General features: G+C 46.1%; 15 protein-coding genes. 9 read left to right on the forward strand and 6 right to left on the reverse strand.

The annotated features are described in order from the left end of the window. Positions 1–48: 48 nt before the first annotated feature. Together BDI_RS18795 and BDI_RS18800 are read left to right on the forward strand one after the other, a co-directional pair. The gene (locus tag BDI_RS18795; RefSeq protein WP_227211290.1) at positions 49–207 is read left to right on the forward strand and encodes a hypothetical protein; all 159 of its coding nucleotides are present in this window, start codon (positions 49–51) and stop codon (positions 205–207) included. After that, a complete protein-coding gene (locus BDI_RS18800; protein WP_005858874.1) occupies positions 195–527 on the forward strand; it encodes a type II toxin-antitoxin system RelE/ParE family toxin in 333 nt (110 codons plus the stop codon). The genes BDI_RS18795 and BDI_RS18800 overlap by 13 nt, the downstream gene beginning before the upstream one ends. On the opposite strand, the gene BDI_RS18805 is transcribed toward BDI_RS18800, so the two are convergent. Beyond that, positions 487–1,701, reverse strand: coding sequence for an S-adenosylmethionine:tRNA ribosyltransferase-isomerase (locus BDI_RS18805; protein ID WP_012056162.1), 1,215 nt, complete (start codon positions 1,699–1,701; stop codon positions 487–489). The genes BDI_RS18800 and BDI_RS18805 overlap by 41 nt on opposite strands. A gap of 124 nt (positions 1,702–1,825) precedes the next feature. Here BDI_RS18805 and BDI_RS18810 point away from each other — a divergent pair, with 124 nt between their 5' ends. From BDI_RS18810 to BDI_RS18820, 3 genes are read left to right on the forward strand one after another with little or no spacing between them, the layout of a single operon-like run. Continuing rightward, positions 1,826–2,908, forward strand: coding sequence for a DUF2027 domain-containing protein (locus BDI_RS18810; protein ID WP_012056163.1), 1,083 nt, complete (start codon positions 1,826–1,828; stop codon positions 2,906–2,908). Beyond that, positions 2,898–3,371: a CYTH domain-containing protein gene (locus BDI_RS18815; RefSeq protein WP_005858868.1), complete on the forward strand. Its 474-nt coding sequence runs from the start codon at positions 2,898–2,900 to the stop codon at positions 3,369–3,371. The genes BDI_RS18810 and BDI_RS18815 overlap by 11 nt, the downstream gene beginning before the upstream one ends. Further along, entirely contained in the window at positions 3,368–5,527 is a 2,160-nt protein-coding gene (locus BDI_RS18820) for a S46 family peptidase (RefSeq protein WP_012056164.1), read from the forward strand. The genes BDI_RS18815 and BDI_RS18820 overlap by 4 nt, the downstream gene beginning before the upstream one ends. A gap of 94 nt (positions 5,528–5,621) precedes the next feature. Here the strand turns inward: BDI_RS18820 and BDI_RS21085 are convergent, their stop codons facing one another. The 3 genes from BDI_RS21085 to hemW all read right to left on the reverse strand — a co-directional run bounded on the left by BDI_RS21085 (position 5,622) and on the right by hemW (position 7,626). Further along, positions 5,622–5,789, reverse strand: a complete 168-nt coding sequence (locus BDI_RS21085) for a hypothetical protein (protein WP_005858864.1) — start codon at positions 5,787–5,789, stop codon at positions 5,622–5,624. Beyond that, positions 5,782–6,381 carry a zeta toxin family protein gene (locus tag BDI_RS18825; RefSeq protein WP_005858862.1) on the reverse strand — a complete coding sequence of 200 codons (600 nt, stop codon included), beginning with the start codon at positions 6,379–6,381 and terminating at the stop codon, positions 5,782–5,784. Before BDI_RS18825 ends, BDI_RS21085 begins: the two co-directional genes overlap by 8 nt. A gap of 117 nt (positions 6,382–6,498) precedes the next feature. Beyond that, on the reverse strand, positions 6,499–7,626 hold the full coding sequence (hemW, locus tag BDI_RS18830; RefSeq protein WP_009276143.1) for a radical SAM family heme chaperone HemW: 1,128 nt from the start codon (positions 7,624–7,626) through the stop codon (positions 6,499–6,501). 190 nt (positions 7,627–7,816) lie between these two features. Here hemW and BDI_RS18835 point away from each other — a divergent pair, with 190 nt between their 5' ends. The 3 genes from BDI_RS18835 (at position 7,817) to BDI_RS18845 (ending at position 12,054) form a co-directional block, all read left to right on the forward strand. Continuing rightward, positions 7,817–9,973 carry an elongation factor G gene (locus BDI_RS18835; protein ID WP_012056166.1) on the forward strand — a complete coding sequence of 719 codons (2,157 nt, stop codon included), beginning with the start codon at positions 7,817–7,819 and terminating at the stop codon, positions 9,971–9,973. A 159-nt stretch (positions 9,974–10,132) separates the two neighbouring features. Continuing rightward, positions 10,133–10,903 carry a UDP-2,3-diacylglucosamine diphosphatase gene (locus BDI_RS18840; RefSeq protein ID WP_005858831.1) on the forward strand — a complete coding sequence of 257 codons (771 nt, stop codon included), beginning with the start codon at positions 10,133–10,135 and terminating at the stop codon, positions 10,901–10,903. Further along, entirely contained in the window at positions 10,900–12,054 is a 1,155-nt protein-coding gene (locus BDI_RS18845; RefSeq protein ID WP_012056167.1) for a glycosyltransferase family protein, read from the forward strand. Before BDI_RS18840 ends, BDI_RS18845 begins: the two co-directional genes overlap by 4 nt. A gap of 103 nt (positions 12,055–12,157) precedes the next feature. Here BDI_RS18845 and BDI_RS18850 read toward each other — a convergent pair whose 3' ends face one another. Next, positions 12,158–13,438, reverse strand: a complete 1,281-nt coding sequence (locus BDI_RS18850) for an O-acetylhomoserine aminocarboxypropyltransferase/cysteine synthase family protein (RefSeq protein ID WP_012056168.1) — start codon at positions 13,436–13,438, stop codon at positions 12,158–12,160. Between the two features lie 70 nt (positions 13,439–13,508). Further along, entirely contained in the window at positions 13,509–14,837 is a 1,329-nt protein-coding gene (locus tag BDI_RS18855) for an MATE family efflux transporter (protein ID WP_012056169.1), read from the reverse strand. 74 nt (positions 14,838–14,911) lie between these two features. On the opposite strand from BDI_RS18855, the gene BDI_RS18860 reads away from it, so the two are divergent. After that, positions 14,912–15,799 carry a TIM barrel protein gene (locus tag BDI_RS18860; RefSeq protein WP_008772604.1) on the forward strand — a complete coding sequence of 296 codons (888 nt, stop codon included), beginning with the start codon at positions 14,912–14,914 and terminating at the stop codon, positions 15,797–15,799. The last annotated feature ends 98 nt before the right edge of the window (positions 15,800–15,897 follow it).

A 15,897-nucleotide genomic window follows, 5' to 3' on the forward strand; every position in this document is an offset into this window, starting at 1 on the left:
AAAACGAAACCTATTCAGATGAATCTATTAAGTAAGTCAAAAGTTGCTATGGCTATGGAAGGATTACCGGAGCATTTTTCTATGGACCAGCTTGTCGATAAGATGTCTTTTGTCGATAAGGTCTGTATTGGAATAAAAGAATCAGAAGAAGGAAAAGTGTTAACCAAATTGGAATGCCGGAATAAATTAGCGAAATGGTTGAAGTAAAATGGACTGATTTTGCGATCCAAAACCTTAATGAAATTGGAGATTATATTGAGAAGAAGAGTTATACCTCGTATGCCTCCCGAGTTGTAAGTGGATTGTTTGCGGCGGTAGATGTTTTAGAACGTTTTCCTTTGGCCGGGCGTATGGTTCCGGAGTTTCAAGATACGACTATAAGAGAGCTTATCCGGATGAATCATTACCGGATTGTTTACAGAGTGGTTAATGAGAGCCGAATAGATATTTTAACTGTTCACCATTCGGCTCGTATTTTACATGCATCTATATTAACAAGGAACTATCCCCATAACTTAGAAACCTGAAATCGTGCTCTAAGGCATACTCATAGATGGATTTCCAGTTTCCTTTTACGAAAGCGGAGATCAGCAAGAGCAAGGTGCTTTTGGGCTGGTGGAAGTTGGTGACGATTCCTTTTACGATCTTGAACTCATAGCCCGGGGCGATGATGATTTGTGTAGCCGTTACCAGCGTATCCGCATCATGCTTATCCAGATAATCGAGGATGTTTTGAAGGGAACGCTCCGCTGTCAGCCGGTTGTTATTCATGTCGTAAGGCATCCATTGTTTTACGACGAGATCTTCGGAAGTCGCTTCCGGGTTATTATCTAGGATCACGCCCATGTAATAGAGACTTTCCAAGGTCCGTACGGAAGTCGTTCCTACGGCGATGATATTTCCAAGGTTGCTTTTGATACGTTCGATGGAACTGCGGCGGACGGAGATAAATTCCGTGTGCATCTCGTGACCTTCGATCGTGTCGCTTTTTACCGGTTTAAAGGTACCCGCTCCGACATGCAAGGTGACTTCTTCCCGCCCGATGCCCCGAGCATCTATATCGGCAAGTACTTCCGGAGTGAAATGAAGTCCGGCGGTCGGTGCGGCGACGGAGCCTTTTATCTTAGAATAAACTGTTTGATAGGTCTGTAGGTCGCTCTTCTCTGTTTCCCTGTGCAAATAAGGAGGAATCGGCAAGACCCCGGCGGCATCCAAGATATCGGCGAACGTATAAGCTTCATTATCCCAAATGAATTCGATCAAATGTGTGTCACCATGAGACTTTTTCTTATCCGCTGTCAGCACGACCGGTTCATCCTTAATGAAGATCGTTTTGGATAAAGTGCCTTCTTTCCATTTCTTAAGGTTACCAACCAAGCAAGTCCAGCTACAGCGTCGGGTCTCTTGAAAAATCAAGGCGTAATCATGAGGCTCGATGGGCTCCAAACAGAAAATCTCGATGCGTGCGCCGGTCTCTTTCTGGAAAAGTAGGCGGGCTTGTATGACCCGGGTATTATTGAATACCATCAAGCTGTTTTGGGGAAGATAATCCGTGATATGCTTAAAGATACTTTCGCTTATTTCCCCGTTACGGTAGAGTAAAAGTTTGGACTCGTCCCTTTTAGGCAATGGGAACTTCGCGATTCGTTCGTCCGGTAACGAATAGTTATAATCTTCAATACGTATTTCTTGCGTCTTCATTACTTCTTCTGTCCTGTTAAAAAACATCCGTTTGTACGGATTCCGGGTGCAAAAGTAGTAAATAGGTTTCGGATTCGCGGATTATTCCCTAATTTTGTGCGCATAATATAATAAGGTATAGAATATGAGTATTCAAATAGGTGATAAAGTTCGCTTCCTGAATAGTGTGGGAGGTGGAGTCGTACGTGGATTCCGTGGAAAGGACCAAGTGTTGGTTGAGGATGAGGATGGGTTTGAGGTTCCTGCCTTGATCAAGGAATGTGTCGTGGTTGGGGGCAATGATATGCAAGTGCATAGCTCGAATCGCCCGAAAGTACAGGCTCCGGTAGAGACTCCTTCCCCAAAGAAGCCTGAACCCAAAGAGGAAAAGGTCGAGGAGACACCGGAGGGAGAGCGTCTGAATGTGTATCTGGCTTATCTCCCGGTCGATCCGAAGGCGTTTCAGCAATGTGGCTATGAGACGTATTTCGTGAATGATAGCAATTACTATTTGTTCTTCAATTATATGAACCGAACGAATAATAGCTGGACAAGTCGTTATAACGGGATTATTGAGCCGAATACGAAAATATTCCTAGAGGAGTTCGGTAAGCCGGAGTTGAATGATCTGGAAAGGATCTGCGTGCAACTGATCGCTTTCAAGAAGGATAAACCCTATTCGTTGAAAAACGCCGTATCTGTAGAGTTGCGCTTGGATACGGTTAAGTTCTACAAGCTTCACTGCTTTATGGAGAATGATTTCTTTGAGGAGGATGCCTTGATTTATCCGATTATCCGCAATGACTTGCCCGAGAGAGAACTATTGGTCTCTGCGGCGGAGTTGAAGGAAGCTATGCAGCAAAAGGTTCGTGAGGAACGTAGGGTTCCCCGGCAAATCGTGAAAAAGAAGCCGACGAATAGCGCTATCCTTGAGATCGATTTGCATATAACCGAATTGTTGGATAATACGAATGGATTGAGCAATGCGGATATGCTGACGTACCAGTTGGGAAAATTCCGTGAGGTGATGGATCAGTACGCTCTTAATAACGGACAGAAGATTGTCTTTATCCATGGAAAAGGCGATGGCGTACTGCGTAAGGCGATCGAGAAGGATTTGAAGACCCGTTATAAGCAACATTATTTTCAAGATGCTTCTTTCCGCGAATATGGCTTTGGTGCGACGATGGTAACGATTAAGGCTGATACCTCGAAACATGGCCATTGAGATAGAACGGAAATTCTTGGTCTCCGGTGATTTCTTACCGGAGGCTGTTAGCTCCACCCGTATCGTGCAGGGATATATTTGCTCACAGCCCGGACGTACGGTTCGTATTCGTATCCGGGGAGAGGAGGGATTCCTAACGATCAAAGGCGCTTCGGATGAGAAAGGCTTGAGCCGTTATGAGTTCGAACAAAAGATTCCTCTGGTGGATGCCGAGCGGTTGTTGGAACTTTGCGAGCCGGGTGCGATCGACAAGGTTCGTTATCTGGTTCCCAGAGGCAGCCATACGTGGGAAGTCGATGTTTTCCACGGAGCGAATGAAGGGTTGATCCTTGCGGAGATCGAGTTATCGTCTGAGGACGAGCCTTTTGAGAAACCGGCTTGGCTTGGTAAGGAGGTAAGTGGAGATCGCCGTTATTATAATTCAATGTTGACAAAACATCCTTTTAATAGTTCAAATACATGAAGAAACTCTTTTTATCTGTAGCGGCCGCTATATTGGCGTTTCCGGTCTTGGCCGATGAGGGCATGTGGCTGCTCCCTTTATTGAAGCAACAAAAGTTTGCGGAGATGCAGGCCCTTGGTCTGCGATTAAGCGATCAGGAAGTGTATAGCGCCGAGGCTCCTTCCTTGAAAGACGCCGTGGTTCGTTTTGGCGGTGGTTGTACGGGCGAGATGATCTCTCCGGACGGGTTGGTGCTGACGAATCATCATTGTGGTTATAGTAGCATCCAACGGCATAGTACCTTGGAACATGATTATCTGACGGACGGCTTTTGGGCGATGTCTCGTGATAAGGAGCTTCCGAATCCGGGATTGACGGTTACTTTTATCGATAAGATCGACGACGTGACGGATTATGTGAGGACGGAACTGAAAAAGATCACGGATCCGAACAGCATGGAATTCTTGTCCGCTAAGTACTTGAATGGCCTCGCTAAAGCGAAAGTAGGTGAGAAGTTCTTACAGGATAACCCCGGTACGGAAGTCGAGATCAAGGCTTTTTATGGAGGTAATAAGTACTATATGTTTACCAAGAAAATCTATTCGGATGTCCGTTTAGTCGGTGCTCCCCCTTCCTCTATCGGTAAGTTCGGTGCGGATACGGATAACTGGATGTGGCCTCGTCATACCGGAGACTTCTCTCTTTTCCGTGTGTATGCCGATGCAAACGGAAATCCGGCACCTTATTCGGAAACCAATGTCCCGCTTCGTCCGAAGCGTTGGTTAAAGCTTTCTATAAAAGGTGTGGAGGAGAACGATTATGCCATGATCATGGGTTTCCCCGGTCGTACCAATAAATACTATACCTCATGGGAGGTAGCCGAACGTCGGGATATAGATAATGCGGTACGTATTAATATCCGTAATCTCCGTCAAGAGGCGATGCTGGAAGAAATGTTGAAAGATCCGCAAGTCCGGATTCAATACGCTAGTAAGTATGCGGGTTCTACGAACGCTTATAAGAATGCGATCGGTAGTAACTGGGCGATCAACAAACGTAATTTTGAGCAGGTGAAAAACGATGTGCAGAATCGTTTGATCGCTTGGTCGAAGAAGATGTGTGAGCCTTCTTATCCAGAAGCGCTTCTGACATTGGAGCAGATCGTTAATGATCGTAAGGATTTGCATTTCCGTAGTTGGATGTTGGATGAGGCATTGAGCCGTGGTATCGAGTTCTCCAAAGTTCCGACCGATATCGAGACTGTTTGTGAGGCTTTGGAGGGGAAAGATCGTTCCGAGCAGCAAAAACAGGTTACTCAATTGGAGAGGGCTTTCCACCGTTTCGCAGATAAGGATTATGCGCCGATGGTTGATAAGAAGATAGCGAAAGTCATGCTAAAGGAATATAGGCGTTTGGTCGTTCCGAAGTCGCAGCCGGCTTATTTTTCCGTAATCGATAGCAAGTTTAAGGGGGATGTGGATAAATTCGTAGATTATCTGTTTGATAAATCGATCTATGGTAGCGAGAAGAACTTTAATGCGTTCAAGGAGCACCCGTCTGTCAAAACTTTGAGAGAAGATCCGATGATTCTGTTCGCGCAATCCGTAAAGGATGAGAAAAGGGCGTTAGATAAGGCCTTGGCTGATTTTGATGCCGGATATGCGATCGCCCATCGTGCGTATGTGAAAGGACTTTTAGCGATGTATGGAGACTTAGCTAGTTTTCCGGATGCGAACTCTACGCTTCGTCTGACTTATGGGCAGGTGAAAGGTTACAGTCCTCGTGATTGCGATTATTATGGTCATCAAACCACTTTAGACGGCGTCATGGAGAAGGAGGATTCTACGAATTGGGAATTTGTGGTTTCTGCTCGTTTGAAGGAATTATATCAAGCAGGAGACTTTGGCCCTTATAAGATGCCTAACGGTAAAATGCCGGTTGCCTTCTGTGCTACGACCCATACAACGGGAGGGAACTCCGGTAGTCCGGTATTGAATGGACAAGGAGAGTTAATCGGTATCAATTTCGACCGTAACTGGGAAGGAGTAGGAGGGGATATCCAATATCTGCCCGATTATCAACGCAGTATTATCGTAGATATCCGTTATGTCCTATTCGTAATCGATAAATATGCCGGAGCCGGTTATTTATTGAACGAGATGGAATTCTCAAGATAGAGAAGTAAGTTAACTTACTTCTCTATAAATACAAAAAAAGGAGACGTATCTTTAAAAGATACGTCTCCTCTTTTTGTATATTTATATCTATAACTTAATAAATCTTGTCAAGATCAACAGCTTTGACTCTGAAGATATGACCGTTACGAGAGAATACCAACTCTCCGTCTTCCTTCTTCTTCTGATTCACCAAACGCTGAAAAGCTATATTTGCACCTTTTACTATATTCTCTTCGAATTCTCTAACTTCTTGCTCATTCATGATGTTCAAGTTTTGTAAAAATATCTAGATTATACACTTCCCTTTTATCATTCTTGAATCCCTTGGCGATCACTTCCATGGGAGACATCGAATTATCAGTTATCATCCAATAGTCACTAATAGGAAGGTATAGCTCAAATAAATTGTGGATACCGGCCTCATACCGACGCCGTATCGTTGCTTCCGGAATATTGTGACCTCCGGCGGCTACCCTCATTTTCACACGTTCCACGGCTAGATCCGGCGTATTCAGCCAGAAGTAAAGCAATGTAACATAATAACCTTCCCTTTGTGCTTCCCGTATCAGGTTTGCGACTGAACGGGTGGCCAGCGTAGTTTCCATTGCGAAAGTCTCACCAGCACCGATGAGTTCCTTTATCCGCTTATACATAATACGACTAGCTTCAACGGCGACGGCTATACTGTCTGCATTAAAAGGGGAAAGTCCCTTGGCTATCTCGTCTGAGTTAACAAACTCCCTACATTTTAGCATTTCTGGTAAAATAGTGAAGGAAGCTGTTGTTTTTCCTGCTCCGTTGCAACCTGATATTATATACAAATATGGCACTGTTTGCTGTTTTTGATGCTGCAAATATATGTAATAGTTTTTTAATATGCGTCGTTTTATTTCTCAAAAATCGTGAAAATGTGCAGGAAATGTACTTTTAACTAACAGGTTTGTTGGGGAAAGTGGTGGTTTTGTTAATTTTTATACCCAAAGTAGATCACTCATGATTCCGTCGGAAACGAAGATTCCTGACTTGGATAAAATCAATTTGTCACCGGTTTGTAATAAGAGACCTTGGTTGATATGGGGTTGAGCTTGCTTTTGACAATAAGAAAGGAGCTTCCTGCCAAATTTTGTCTGGATATCAGCGAAAGAGACTCCCCACATGGTTCGAAGGCCGGTGATGATGAAGTCGTTGTACCGGGTGCATAGGTCTAAATCCTCGGATTCTATTGTCGGATGCCCATTTTCTATACCTTCTATATATATAGGTAGAGAAGATGGATTCCATTCCCGGTCTATTCCGTTATAAGAATGGGCGGAAGGACCGAGCCCCAGATATTTCTTTCCGGTCCAGTAGGAGCTATTGTGCTTGGAGAAGAATCCGGGACGGGCGAAATTGGAGATCTCGTAATGCAAATAGCCCGCTTCTGCCAACCGGTCTATTAATGTGGAAAAGAACGAGACGCTTAACTCCTCGTCTACGGGAGTTACTTTTCCCGCTTCCATTAATTTGTAAAGTGCGGTACCTTCTTCGTAAATGAGGTGGTAAGCGGAAAGATGGGGAACATCCAGCCGGATCGCTTGTCGCAAATTCTCTTCCCATGCTTGCTTCGTTTGGTTAGGAAGTCCGTAGATCAAATCGATACTGATATTTGTAATCCCATATTCCTTGCATAGTTCTACTGCTTTAATCGCTTGTTCCCGGTCATGGCGACGATTCAGAAAACGCAAATCTTCCGGATGAAAACTCTGTACACCCATGCTGACCCGGTTAAAAGGATAATTACGGAGAAGCGATACATATTCTCGTTTCATGTCATCCGGATTCGCCTCTAAGGTAATCTCCGCTTGCTCGGCTACATCAAAAAGACGATAGATGGCTTCGAATATCTTACCGAAATCCTTCTCGTCTAATTGAGAGGGAGTGCCTCCCCCGAAGTAAATGGTTTCTAATGCTTCGTTTCCTATATATCCCTTCCGCAATTCCATCTCTTTTATAAGTGCATTTATATACGGCTCTTTATACTTCATCTCCGTATTGGAAAAAAAGTCACAGTATAAACACCGCTTGGCGCAAAAAGGAACGTGGATGTATAAGCCTGCCATCTGTATGGACACAATTATATCTTTACACAAAGATATGATTTTAATTCCAAAAAACCTTGCTGCTGCACAACATAGTTCTCAAACACCGGGCGATAATTGCTTTTTTCCTTTACAATCTCTAATTTGCGCCCTCGTGAAAGTGATTCACGCCAAATAAACGTATTGTTAAACTCAAATAAATCCTGATATCATGAAAGTATACCAAACAAATGAAATTAAGAACATCTCTATCTTGGGAAGTTCGGGCTCTGGGAAAACCACTCTCGCTGAAGCTATGCTTTACGAGGGTGGAGTTATAAAACGTCGCGGCTCCGTTGAGGCAGGAAATACGGTGTCCGATTATTTCCCGGTTGAGAAAGAGTATGGATACTCAGTGTTCTCAACCGTTTTCAGTGTAGAATGGCAGGATCGGAAGCTGAATTTCATCGATTGTCCGGGTTCGGATGATTTCGTGGGAGGAGCTGTTTCCGCTCTGAATGTCACGGATACGGCACTGATGGTATTGAATGCCCAGTACGGTGTTGAGGTTGGAACCGTTAACCAGTTCCGGTATACTGAACAATTTCATAAACCGGTGATTTTCGTTGTCAATCAGCTTGATAATGATAAAGCCGACTATGAGGGAACCATCGCCCAGTTGAAAGACCGTTGGGGCAGTAAGATCGTTCCTATCCAATATCCGATTAGCTGCGGCTCTTCTTTCAATGCTGTGGTGGATGTATTAAAAATGAAGATGTATCGTTGGAAACCGGAAGGTGGAGTTCCTGATGTATTGGAAATCCCCGCCGAGGAAATGGATAAGGCGATGGAGTTGCATCAAGCCTTGGTGGAAGCCGCCGCTGAGAACGACGATATGTTGATGGAGAAATTCTTTGAGGAAGGTGCCTTGAGCGAGGATGATATGCGTGCCGGTATCCGTGCGGGCTTGGTTACTCGCGGTATGTTCCCGGTATTCTGCGTATGTGCCGGTCGTGATATGTGTGTTCGTCGTACGTTGGAGTTCTTGGGTAACGTGGTTCCTTGTACAGACAAGATGCCTCGTCTGATTACTACGGAAGGCGTAGAGGTGACTCCGGACTCGAATGGTCCTACTAGCTTGTTCTTCTTCAAGACTACCGTGGAACCTCATATTGGTCAGGTTTCCTATTTTAAAGTGATATCAGGAAAAGTAAAAGAAGGTGACGATTTGATGAATGCCGATCGTGGTTCCAAGGAGCGTATCGCACAGTTATTTGCGGTAGCCGGACAAACTCGTACCCCGGTTACGGAAATGGTGGCGGGTGATATTGGAGCGACCGTTAAGTTAAAGGATGTTCGCCGTGGTAATACATTGAACGGAAAGGGTTGTGATTATCGTTTCGACTTCATTAAATATCCGGATCCGAAATATCGTCGTGCTATCAAGCCGGTGAATGAGGCTGACGCCGAGAAGATGATGGAAATCTTGATACGTATGCGTGAGGAAGACCCGACATGGGTAATCGAGCAGTCCAAGGAATTGAAGCAGACAATCGTTTCCGGTCAAGGTGAGTTCCATCTTCGTACATTGAAATGGAGAATCGAGAATAATGATAAATTGCCGATCGAATATCTGGAGCCGAAGATCCCGTATCGTGAGACGATTACGAAAGCGGCTCGTGCGGATTACCGTCATAAGAAACAATCCGGTGGCGCAGGCCAGTTCGGTGAAGTTCATTTGATTATCGAGCCTTATTATGAAGGTATGCCTGCTCCGGATACCTACCGTTTCGGCGGACAGGAGTATAAGATGAATGTTCGTGATACTCAAATAATTGATTTGGATTGGGGTGGTAAAGTCGTGTTCGTAAACTGTATCGTTGGTGGTGCTATCGACGCTCGTTTCTTGCCAGCTATCTTGAAAGGTATCATGGCTCGTATGGAGCAAGGGCCGTTGACGGGTTCGTATGCTCGCGACGTGCGTATTTGCGTATACGATGGTAAGATGCACCCGGTAGACAGTAATGAAATCTCTTTCATGCTTGCCGGACGCAATGCGTTCAGTACCGCTTTCAAGGAGGCTGGCCCTAAGATCTTGGAGCCTGTTTACGATGTCGAGGTTTCCGTTCCTGCCGATTATCTGGGAGATGTGATGAGCGACTTGCAAGGACGCCGTGCCTTGATTATGGGTATGAATAGCGAGAAGGGATTTGAGAAACTATTGGCGAAAGTTCCTTTGAAAGAGATGTCTAACTATTCTACTTCACTAAGTTCCATTACGGGCGGACGTGCTTCCTTTACGATGAAGTTCGCTAGTTACGAGTTAGTTCCTGCCGATGTACAAGAGAAGTTGTTAAAGGCTTACGAGGCTACTCAATCAGAAGAATAGGTAAAGTAAAATGTCATCATAATTTTTTAATATTTAAAGTTAAACGAGAAAAGGCCGGCTTTGTGAAGAGCTGGCCTTTTTGTTATGTCTTTTTCACTAGGTTGTCGTGAACTTGTAATACCGAAGGTGTTCTTTTGTATCATCTTAAACAAGGAAAAGATGATATTAAGAAAGTACTATCCGACTATTGTCCTCTCGGACATCCATCTGGGATCGGAACATTCCCGGACGGAGGAGGTCACCCATTTTCTCAAGCACGTAGATTGCGATCGATTGATTCTGAATGGTGATATCATCGATGGCTGGCAATTGAAGAAATCCGGTAAACGCTGGAAACAAAAGCATACCGATTTCTTTAAGGTATTGATGAAGATGATGGAGAAAAGGGGTACGGAGATTATCTATGTAGTGGGGAACCATGATGATTTTCTCGACAGCTTGGCTCCTTTTAAGTTCTCCAATATATCGATCGTAAAGGATTATTTGCTGAAGACGAGACAAGGAAAACGCTATTTCGTGACACATGGCGATATTTTCGATACGGTTACGACCCATATGCGTTGGCTTGCCATGCTTGGGGATGTGGGGTATACTTTTTTATTGTGGTTGAATAAGGTTTACAATCATCGTAGAGAGCGGCAAGGAAAACCTTATTTCTCTTTATCCCAAGAGGTGAAACACCGGGTGAAAAGTGCGGTCTCTTATATCTCGGAGTTTGAGAAAGAGTTGGTACGCTTAGCGGAGGCCAAGCATTTGGACGGGATTATTTGCGGCCATATTCACCAAGCAGCGAACGTATGGTATGGTAATGTGCATTATCTAAATTCCGGCGATTGGGTGGAAAGCATGACCGCTCTCGTGGAGGATGAACAAGGAGAGTGGGATATTGTTACATATAATAATGTACAACTATATGCGGATGCCGTATGAAAATCCTGTTTATCATACAAGGTGAGGGACGTGGGCACTTGACCCAAGCGTTATCCTTACGTCAGAAATTGATGGCCGAAGGACATGAGATCGTTGGTGTGTTGGTCGGAAAAAGCCCAGCCCGCCGTTTACCGGATTTCTTCTTGAATAAGATTCTGTCGCCGGTATATCCGTTTGAGAGTCCGAATTTTTTACCGACGGCTAAGAATAAACAAGTGAGTTTGATGCGTAGCATATTATATAATGTATTGCGTCTGCACAAATACATGGGAAGTATCCGTTATATCGACCGGATGATTCGGCAGACAGATGCGGATGTTGTCGTGAATTTCTACGAGCTGCTGACGGGGCTGACTTACTTACTTTTCCGTCCGAAAGCGACGATGGTATGTATCGCCCATCAATATCTATTCTTGCATCCGGATTTCGTTTTCCCGAAGCAGAGCACATTGTCGTTGGCGTCGCTACGATTTTTTACGAGATTAACGGCGATAGGCTCCGTCAAAAAATTAGCCTTGTCTTTTCGGAAGATGCGTGAGGCGCCGTTGGGAGGAATAGTCGTGGTTCCTCCTTTATTAAGGCAAGAAGTCTTGGATGCGGTTCCCTCGAACGGCAGTTATTTGCATGGTTATTTGTTGAATAGCGGGTTTAGTGAGGAGATCCGTTCTTGGCATTCCCGTCATCCTTCGGTTCCGATGCATTTCTTTTGGGATAAGAAAGATCAGCGAGCCGAGGTGATAATAGACGATTGCCTTTCTTTCCATCAGCTGGATGATACGTTGTTTCTACGTTATATGTCGGGGGCGAAGGCTTATGCTACGACCGCCGGGTTCGAATCCGTATGTGAGGCGATGTATCTGAATAAACCTGTATTGATGGTTCCTACACATATTGAGCAAGCTTGCAATGCTTACGATGCCTCTTTGTCTGGCGCAGGCGTTGTCGCTGATTGTTTTGATCTGGACGCATTATTATCCATTTCGGAAAGCCATGTGGAGAATCCGGCTTTCCGGCATTGGGTGAAACAGGCGGATTGGCTTATTCTTCGTGAGTTCCGTGAGGATTTGTTGCGTGAGGAACATCTGGTAACGAGCCTAGGGAGGATTACGACAAATTGGGTGGTGCGTCTGGGGAGATTCCTGCCTATCTAGGAACTTATAGCAGTGTCATGCTGGAGAAGCAGGTGTGTCACGCTGATGGAACGGGTGTGCCATGCCGATGACATGGGTGTGCCATCAGCGTGGCACTGAAGTCTTATTTATTCAACGCTTGCTCGATATCGGCGATGATATCATCGGCGTTCTCGATACCTACAGAGAAGCGGATTAAGTCCGGAGCTACGCCAGCCTCTATCAATTGCTCATCGCTCAACTGGCGGTGCGTATGACTGGCCGGGTGAAGCACGCAAGTACGGGCATCCGCTACGTGAGTTACGATAGCGGCGAGTTTCAAGCTATCCATAAACTTGATCGCCACCTCACGTCCACCTTTCAATCCGAAGGATAATACGCCGCAAGAGCCATTCGGTAGATACTTCTTGGCGAGTTCATGGTACGGATTGCCTTCCAATTCCGGATAATGAACCCAAGCTACCTTATCACACTTCTGTAGCCACTGCGCTACCGCCAAGGCGTTTTTGCAATGCTGCGGTACACGAAGATGCAAGGTCTCCAATCCCAGATTCAATAGGAATGCGTTTTGCGGGGATTGGATCGCTCCAAGGTCACGCATCAGTTGGCTAGTCGCTTTCGTGATGAACGCTAATTTCCCGAATGCTTTGGTATAGGTCAATCCGTGGTAAGAAGGGTCCGGTTGGCAAAGTCCCGGGAACTTCTCGGCATGCGCTTCCCAATCGAAATTGCCGCTGTCCACGATACAACCGCCCACGCTCGTGGCATGGCCATCCATATATTTAGTCGTGGAGTGCGTAACGATATCCGCTCCCCATTCGAACGGACGGCAATTGATCGGCGTGGCAAACGTATTATCGACGATCAAGGGTACGCCATGATTATGGGCGATGCGGGCAAACTTCTCCACATCCAATACCATAACGCCCGGATTGGAGATCATCTCGCCGAACATCGCCTTCGTATTCGGGCGGAAAGCCTTGGAGATCTCTTCCTCGCTCGCGTCTTGATCGATGAATGTGCATTCGATTCCCAGCTTCTTCAAGGTAACGGCCAGTAGATTATAAGTACCTCCATAAATGCTGGTTGCGCTTACGATATGGTCGCCAGCCTCGCAAATATTGAAGAAAGCGAAAAAGCTAGCGGCCTGCCCGGATGAGGTCAGCATGGCAGCCACGCCACCTTCCAACGCCGCGATCTTGGCGGCTACAGCCTCGTTTGTCGGGTTTTGAAGGCGGGTATAGAAATAGCCGCTTTCCTCCAAATCGAACAATTTAGCCATCTGCTCACTCGTCTCATACTTGAATGTCGTGCTTTGATAGATCGGGAGGACACGGGGTTCTCCTTTCTTGGGTTGCCAACCGGCCTGTACGCACAGGGTTTCCGGTTTGAATTTGTTATCCATATAGGTCGTTTTTTTTATTGAATGTCATTTTAATCGCGAATGTACGGAAAATCGGTAAGAATTGTTCCGCTTACAAGATCTTCTTCTGTAAGATACTGAACCAGATGAAAGCGACGATACCTTTTAGCATGCTGGAAAGGCTGATCGCCCACCAAACACCCGTAATACCCAGTCCCGCTGCCGCCAGCCCGATGGCCAAAGGTATGCGCAGGGTGTTGCACGAGATGCTGATGATCGCCGGTGGAACCGTTCGGCCGGTACCGTAGAACATGCCTTGCGTGGTAATTTCCAACATCATGAGGATCATCGAATAGCCATCGATCCGGAGGAATATGCCGCCAGCCTCGTAAGCGGCTTGCTCCGGCACGATCAGTGAGAAGACCTCGCTACCGTAAAAGACGAATAGCAAGGTACAGAGCACGCCGATGATCGAAGTCATTTTAAGCGTCGTATGATAAGCGGTCAAGATACGTTCTTTCTTGCGTGCGGCGTAATTCTGGGCGGTGAAAGCGGAGAGGGCCGTACTGAAGCCTTGTGAGGTGTTCCATGCGATCGCCTCCATTTGTCCACCTGCCGTAAGCGTCATCAAACCGATATGCCCTCCGTAGGTGGAAGCTGTACGGGCCATAAAAAGATTGATGATCGCGAAGAACGTATTTAATAACGCTACCGGCAGGCCCAATTGGAAGATCCGCTTGGTGTAGCGTTCCTTTAAACGGACAAAGAAAGGGAATCCACCGAACAATTTATTGCGGCATTTTAGCTGATAGACGAATAGTCCGCAAACCACCGCTTGGGAGATCCACGTAGCCCAAGCCGCACCTGCCGTACCCAAATGGAAGCCGAGTATAAATAAAGGATCTAGCACCATATTCAGTAAAAGACCTGTTCCGCTGATATAAAATGGAATCTTACTCAATCCCGAGGCATTATGAATCCCGGTAAACGCCGCCGAGAGGAAGATAAATGGGAATGCGGAAGCGACGATTCTCAAATATTCCACGGCGTTCAACGCAATCGGTTCCTCCAGTTTGTAGAAGCCGATAATCGGACGAGCGAGGACGAATAGCAAGAATCCCCAGCAAAGCGAGAGGATCAAGGCGATCGTTAGGTTATGGGAAGCGAATCCTCGGGCATCTTCCACGTTTTGCGCCCCGATACTTTGCCCGACACTCACCTCCGAGCCTACTTTATTCAAGTAAGAGATCGAGTTCGTCATCCAAGTAAGGATACCAACGGCGCCGATAGCGGCTACGGCCTCGCTTCCCAACCGGCCTACCCAAGCCATGTCGGTGATGCTATAGGCCATTTGGATAAATGAGGTACCCATGATCGGCATCGCCAGATTGAATAGTTGCCGGGAAATGACCCCTTCGGTCAGATTTTTTGTTCCTTGCATGATCGTTTGTTTAAATGTGCGCGAAAGTAGAAATAATTTTGCTACCTTTAGCGCCGTTAATCTTAAAGAATAGTATGATGATAACGAGACGGAATTTTTTGAAAGCGGGTGCCGCTGTGGCTGCGCTGAGTGTAGTACCGAATGGCTTTGCCTCTATCTTGGCTAAGAAAGAGAAAGCGATAGGAGTACAGTTGTATAGTGTCCGGGACGACTTGAAGACGGATTTTGACGGTACGATGAAGGCTTTGGTGGATATCGGTTATAAACGGATGGAAGCCGCCGGTTACCGGGATGGCAAATTCTACGGGAAATCCCCGGCCGAGATGAAGAAATATCTGGCGGATCTGGGTGCCCGTATGGTAGGTTCCCATACCGGAAGCGGTTTGCTGGCGGAGGGTGATACCAAGGGATGGGACTTCTGGAAAAAGAATGCCGCTGATACGGCAGAGGTAGGCTGTAAATGGATTGTTCAGGCGGGTTATCCCTCCAAAGATATCAAGAGCCTTTCGGACGTGAAGCGTTTAGCGGATCAATTTAATAAATGTGGTGAGATCGCAAAGGCGAACGGGTTGCGTTTCGCTTTCCATAACCATGTGGATGAATTCCATGAGTTGGAAGGAAAGATCCCGTTCGACGTGATGATCGAGAATACGGACAAAGGGCTGGTTACTTTCCAGATCGATACGGCTCAATTAGTGTATGGCGGTTTTAAATGTCATGATTACGTGAACCGTTATCCCGGTCGTTTCGCCAACTGGCACTTGAAAGACGCGAATGCGGATGGAAAGGGCAGCACGGAGATGGGCGCCGGAATCGTAGACTTCAAATCCTTATTCGCTGTGGCGGAGAAAGCCGGATTAGAGGATTACTTCATTGAGCAAGAGCGTTATAATATGACACCGCTGCAAGCGATGAAACATGATTATGACTTCTTGATGAATGCCTCTTATGTGAAGTGGTAAACGGGAGTATAGGCGTAGCCTTATGCCAGTATCGGTGTAAGGCTACGCCTATATCAGCGTGAGGCTATGCCGATACTGGCGCAAGGCAACGCCAGTAC

The organism is Parabacteroides distasonis ATCC 8503, from assembly GCF_000012845.1.
Taxonomy (GTDB): domain Bacteria; phylum Bacteroidota; class Bacteroidia; order Bacteroidales; family Tannerellaceae; genus Parabacteroides; species Parabacteroides distasonis.

Bases quoted from the DNA above. Each gene is read 5' to 3' on its own strand.
- BDI_RS18795 (WP_227211290.1), top strand. From the start codon at position 49: ATGGCTATGGAAGGATTACCGGAGCATTTTTCTATGGACCAGCTTGTC.
- BDI_RS18800 (WP_005858874.1), top strand. From the start codon at position 195: ATGGTTGAAGTAAAATGGACTGATTTTGCGATCCAAAACCTTAATGAA.
- BDI_RS18805 (WP_012056162.1), bottom strand. From the start codon at position 1,701: ATGAAGACGCAAGAAATACGTATTGAAGATTATAACTATTCGTTACCG.
- BDI_RS18810 (WP_012056163.1), top strand. From the start codon at position 1,826: ATGAGTATTCAAATAGGTGATAAAGTTCGCTTCCTGAATAGTGTGGGA.
- BDI_RS18815 (WP_005858868.1), top strand. From the start codon at position 2,898: ATGGCCATTGAGATAGAACGGAAATTCTTGGTCTCCGGTGATTTCTTA.
- BDI_RS18820 (WP_012056164.1), top strand. From the start codon at position 3,368: ATGAAGAAACTCTTTTTATCTGTAGCGGCCGCTATATTGGCGTTTCCG.
- BDI_RS21085 (WP_005858864.1), bottom strand. From the start codon at position 5,789: ATGAATGAGCAAGAAGTTAGAGAATTCGAAGAGAATATAGTAAAAGGT.
- hemW (WP_009276143.1), bottom strand. From the start codon at position 7,626: ATGGCAGGCTTATACATCCACGTTCCTTTTTGCGCCAAGCGGTGTTTA.
- BDI_RS18835 (WP_012056166.1), top strand. From the start codon at position 7,817: ATGAAAGTATACCAAACAAATGAAATTAAGAACATCTCTATCTTGGGA.
- BDI_RS18840 (WP_005858831.1), top strand. From the start codon at position 10,133: ATGATATTAAGAAAGTACTATCCGACTATTGTCCTCTCGGACATCCAT.
- BDI_RS18845 (WP_012056167.1), top strand. From the start codon at position 10,900: ATGAAAATCCTGTTTATCATACAAGGTGAGGGACGTGGGCACTTGACC.
- BDI_RS18850 (WP_012056168.1), bottom strand. From the start codon at position 13,438: ATGGATAACAAATTCAAACCGGAAACCCTGTGCGTACAGGCCGGTTGG.
- BDI_RS18855 (WP_012056169.1), bottom strand. From the start codon at position 14,837: ATGCAAGGAACAAAAAATCTGACCGAAGGGGTCATTTCCCGGCAACTA.
- BDI_RS18860 (WP_008772604.1), top strand. From the start codon at position 14,912: ATGATGATAACGAGACGGAATTTTTTGAAAGCGGGTGCCGCTGTGGCT.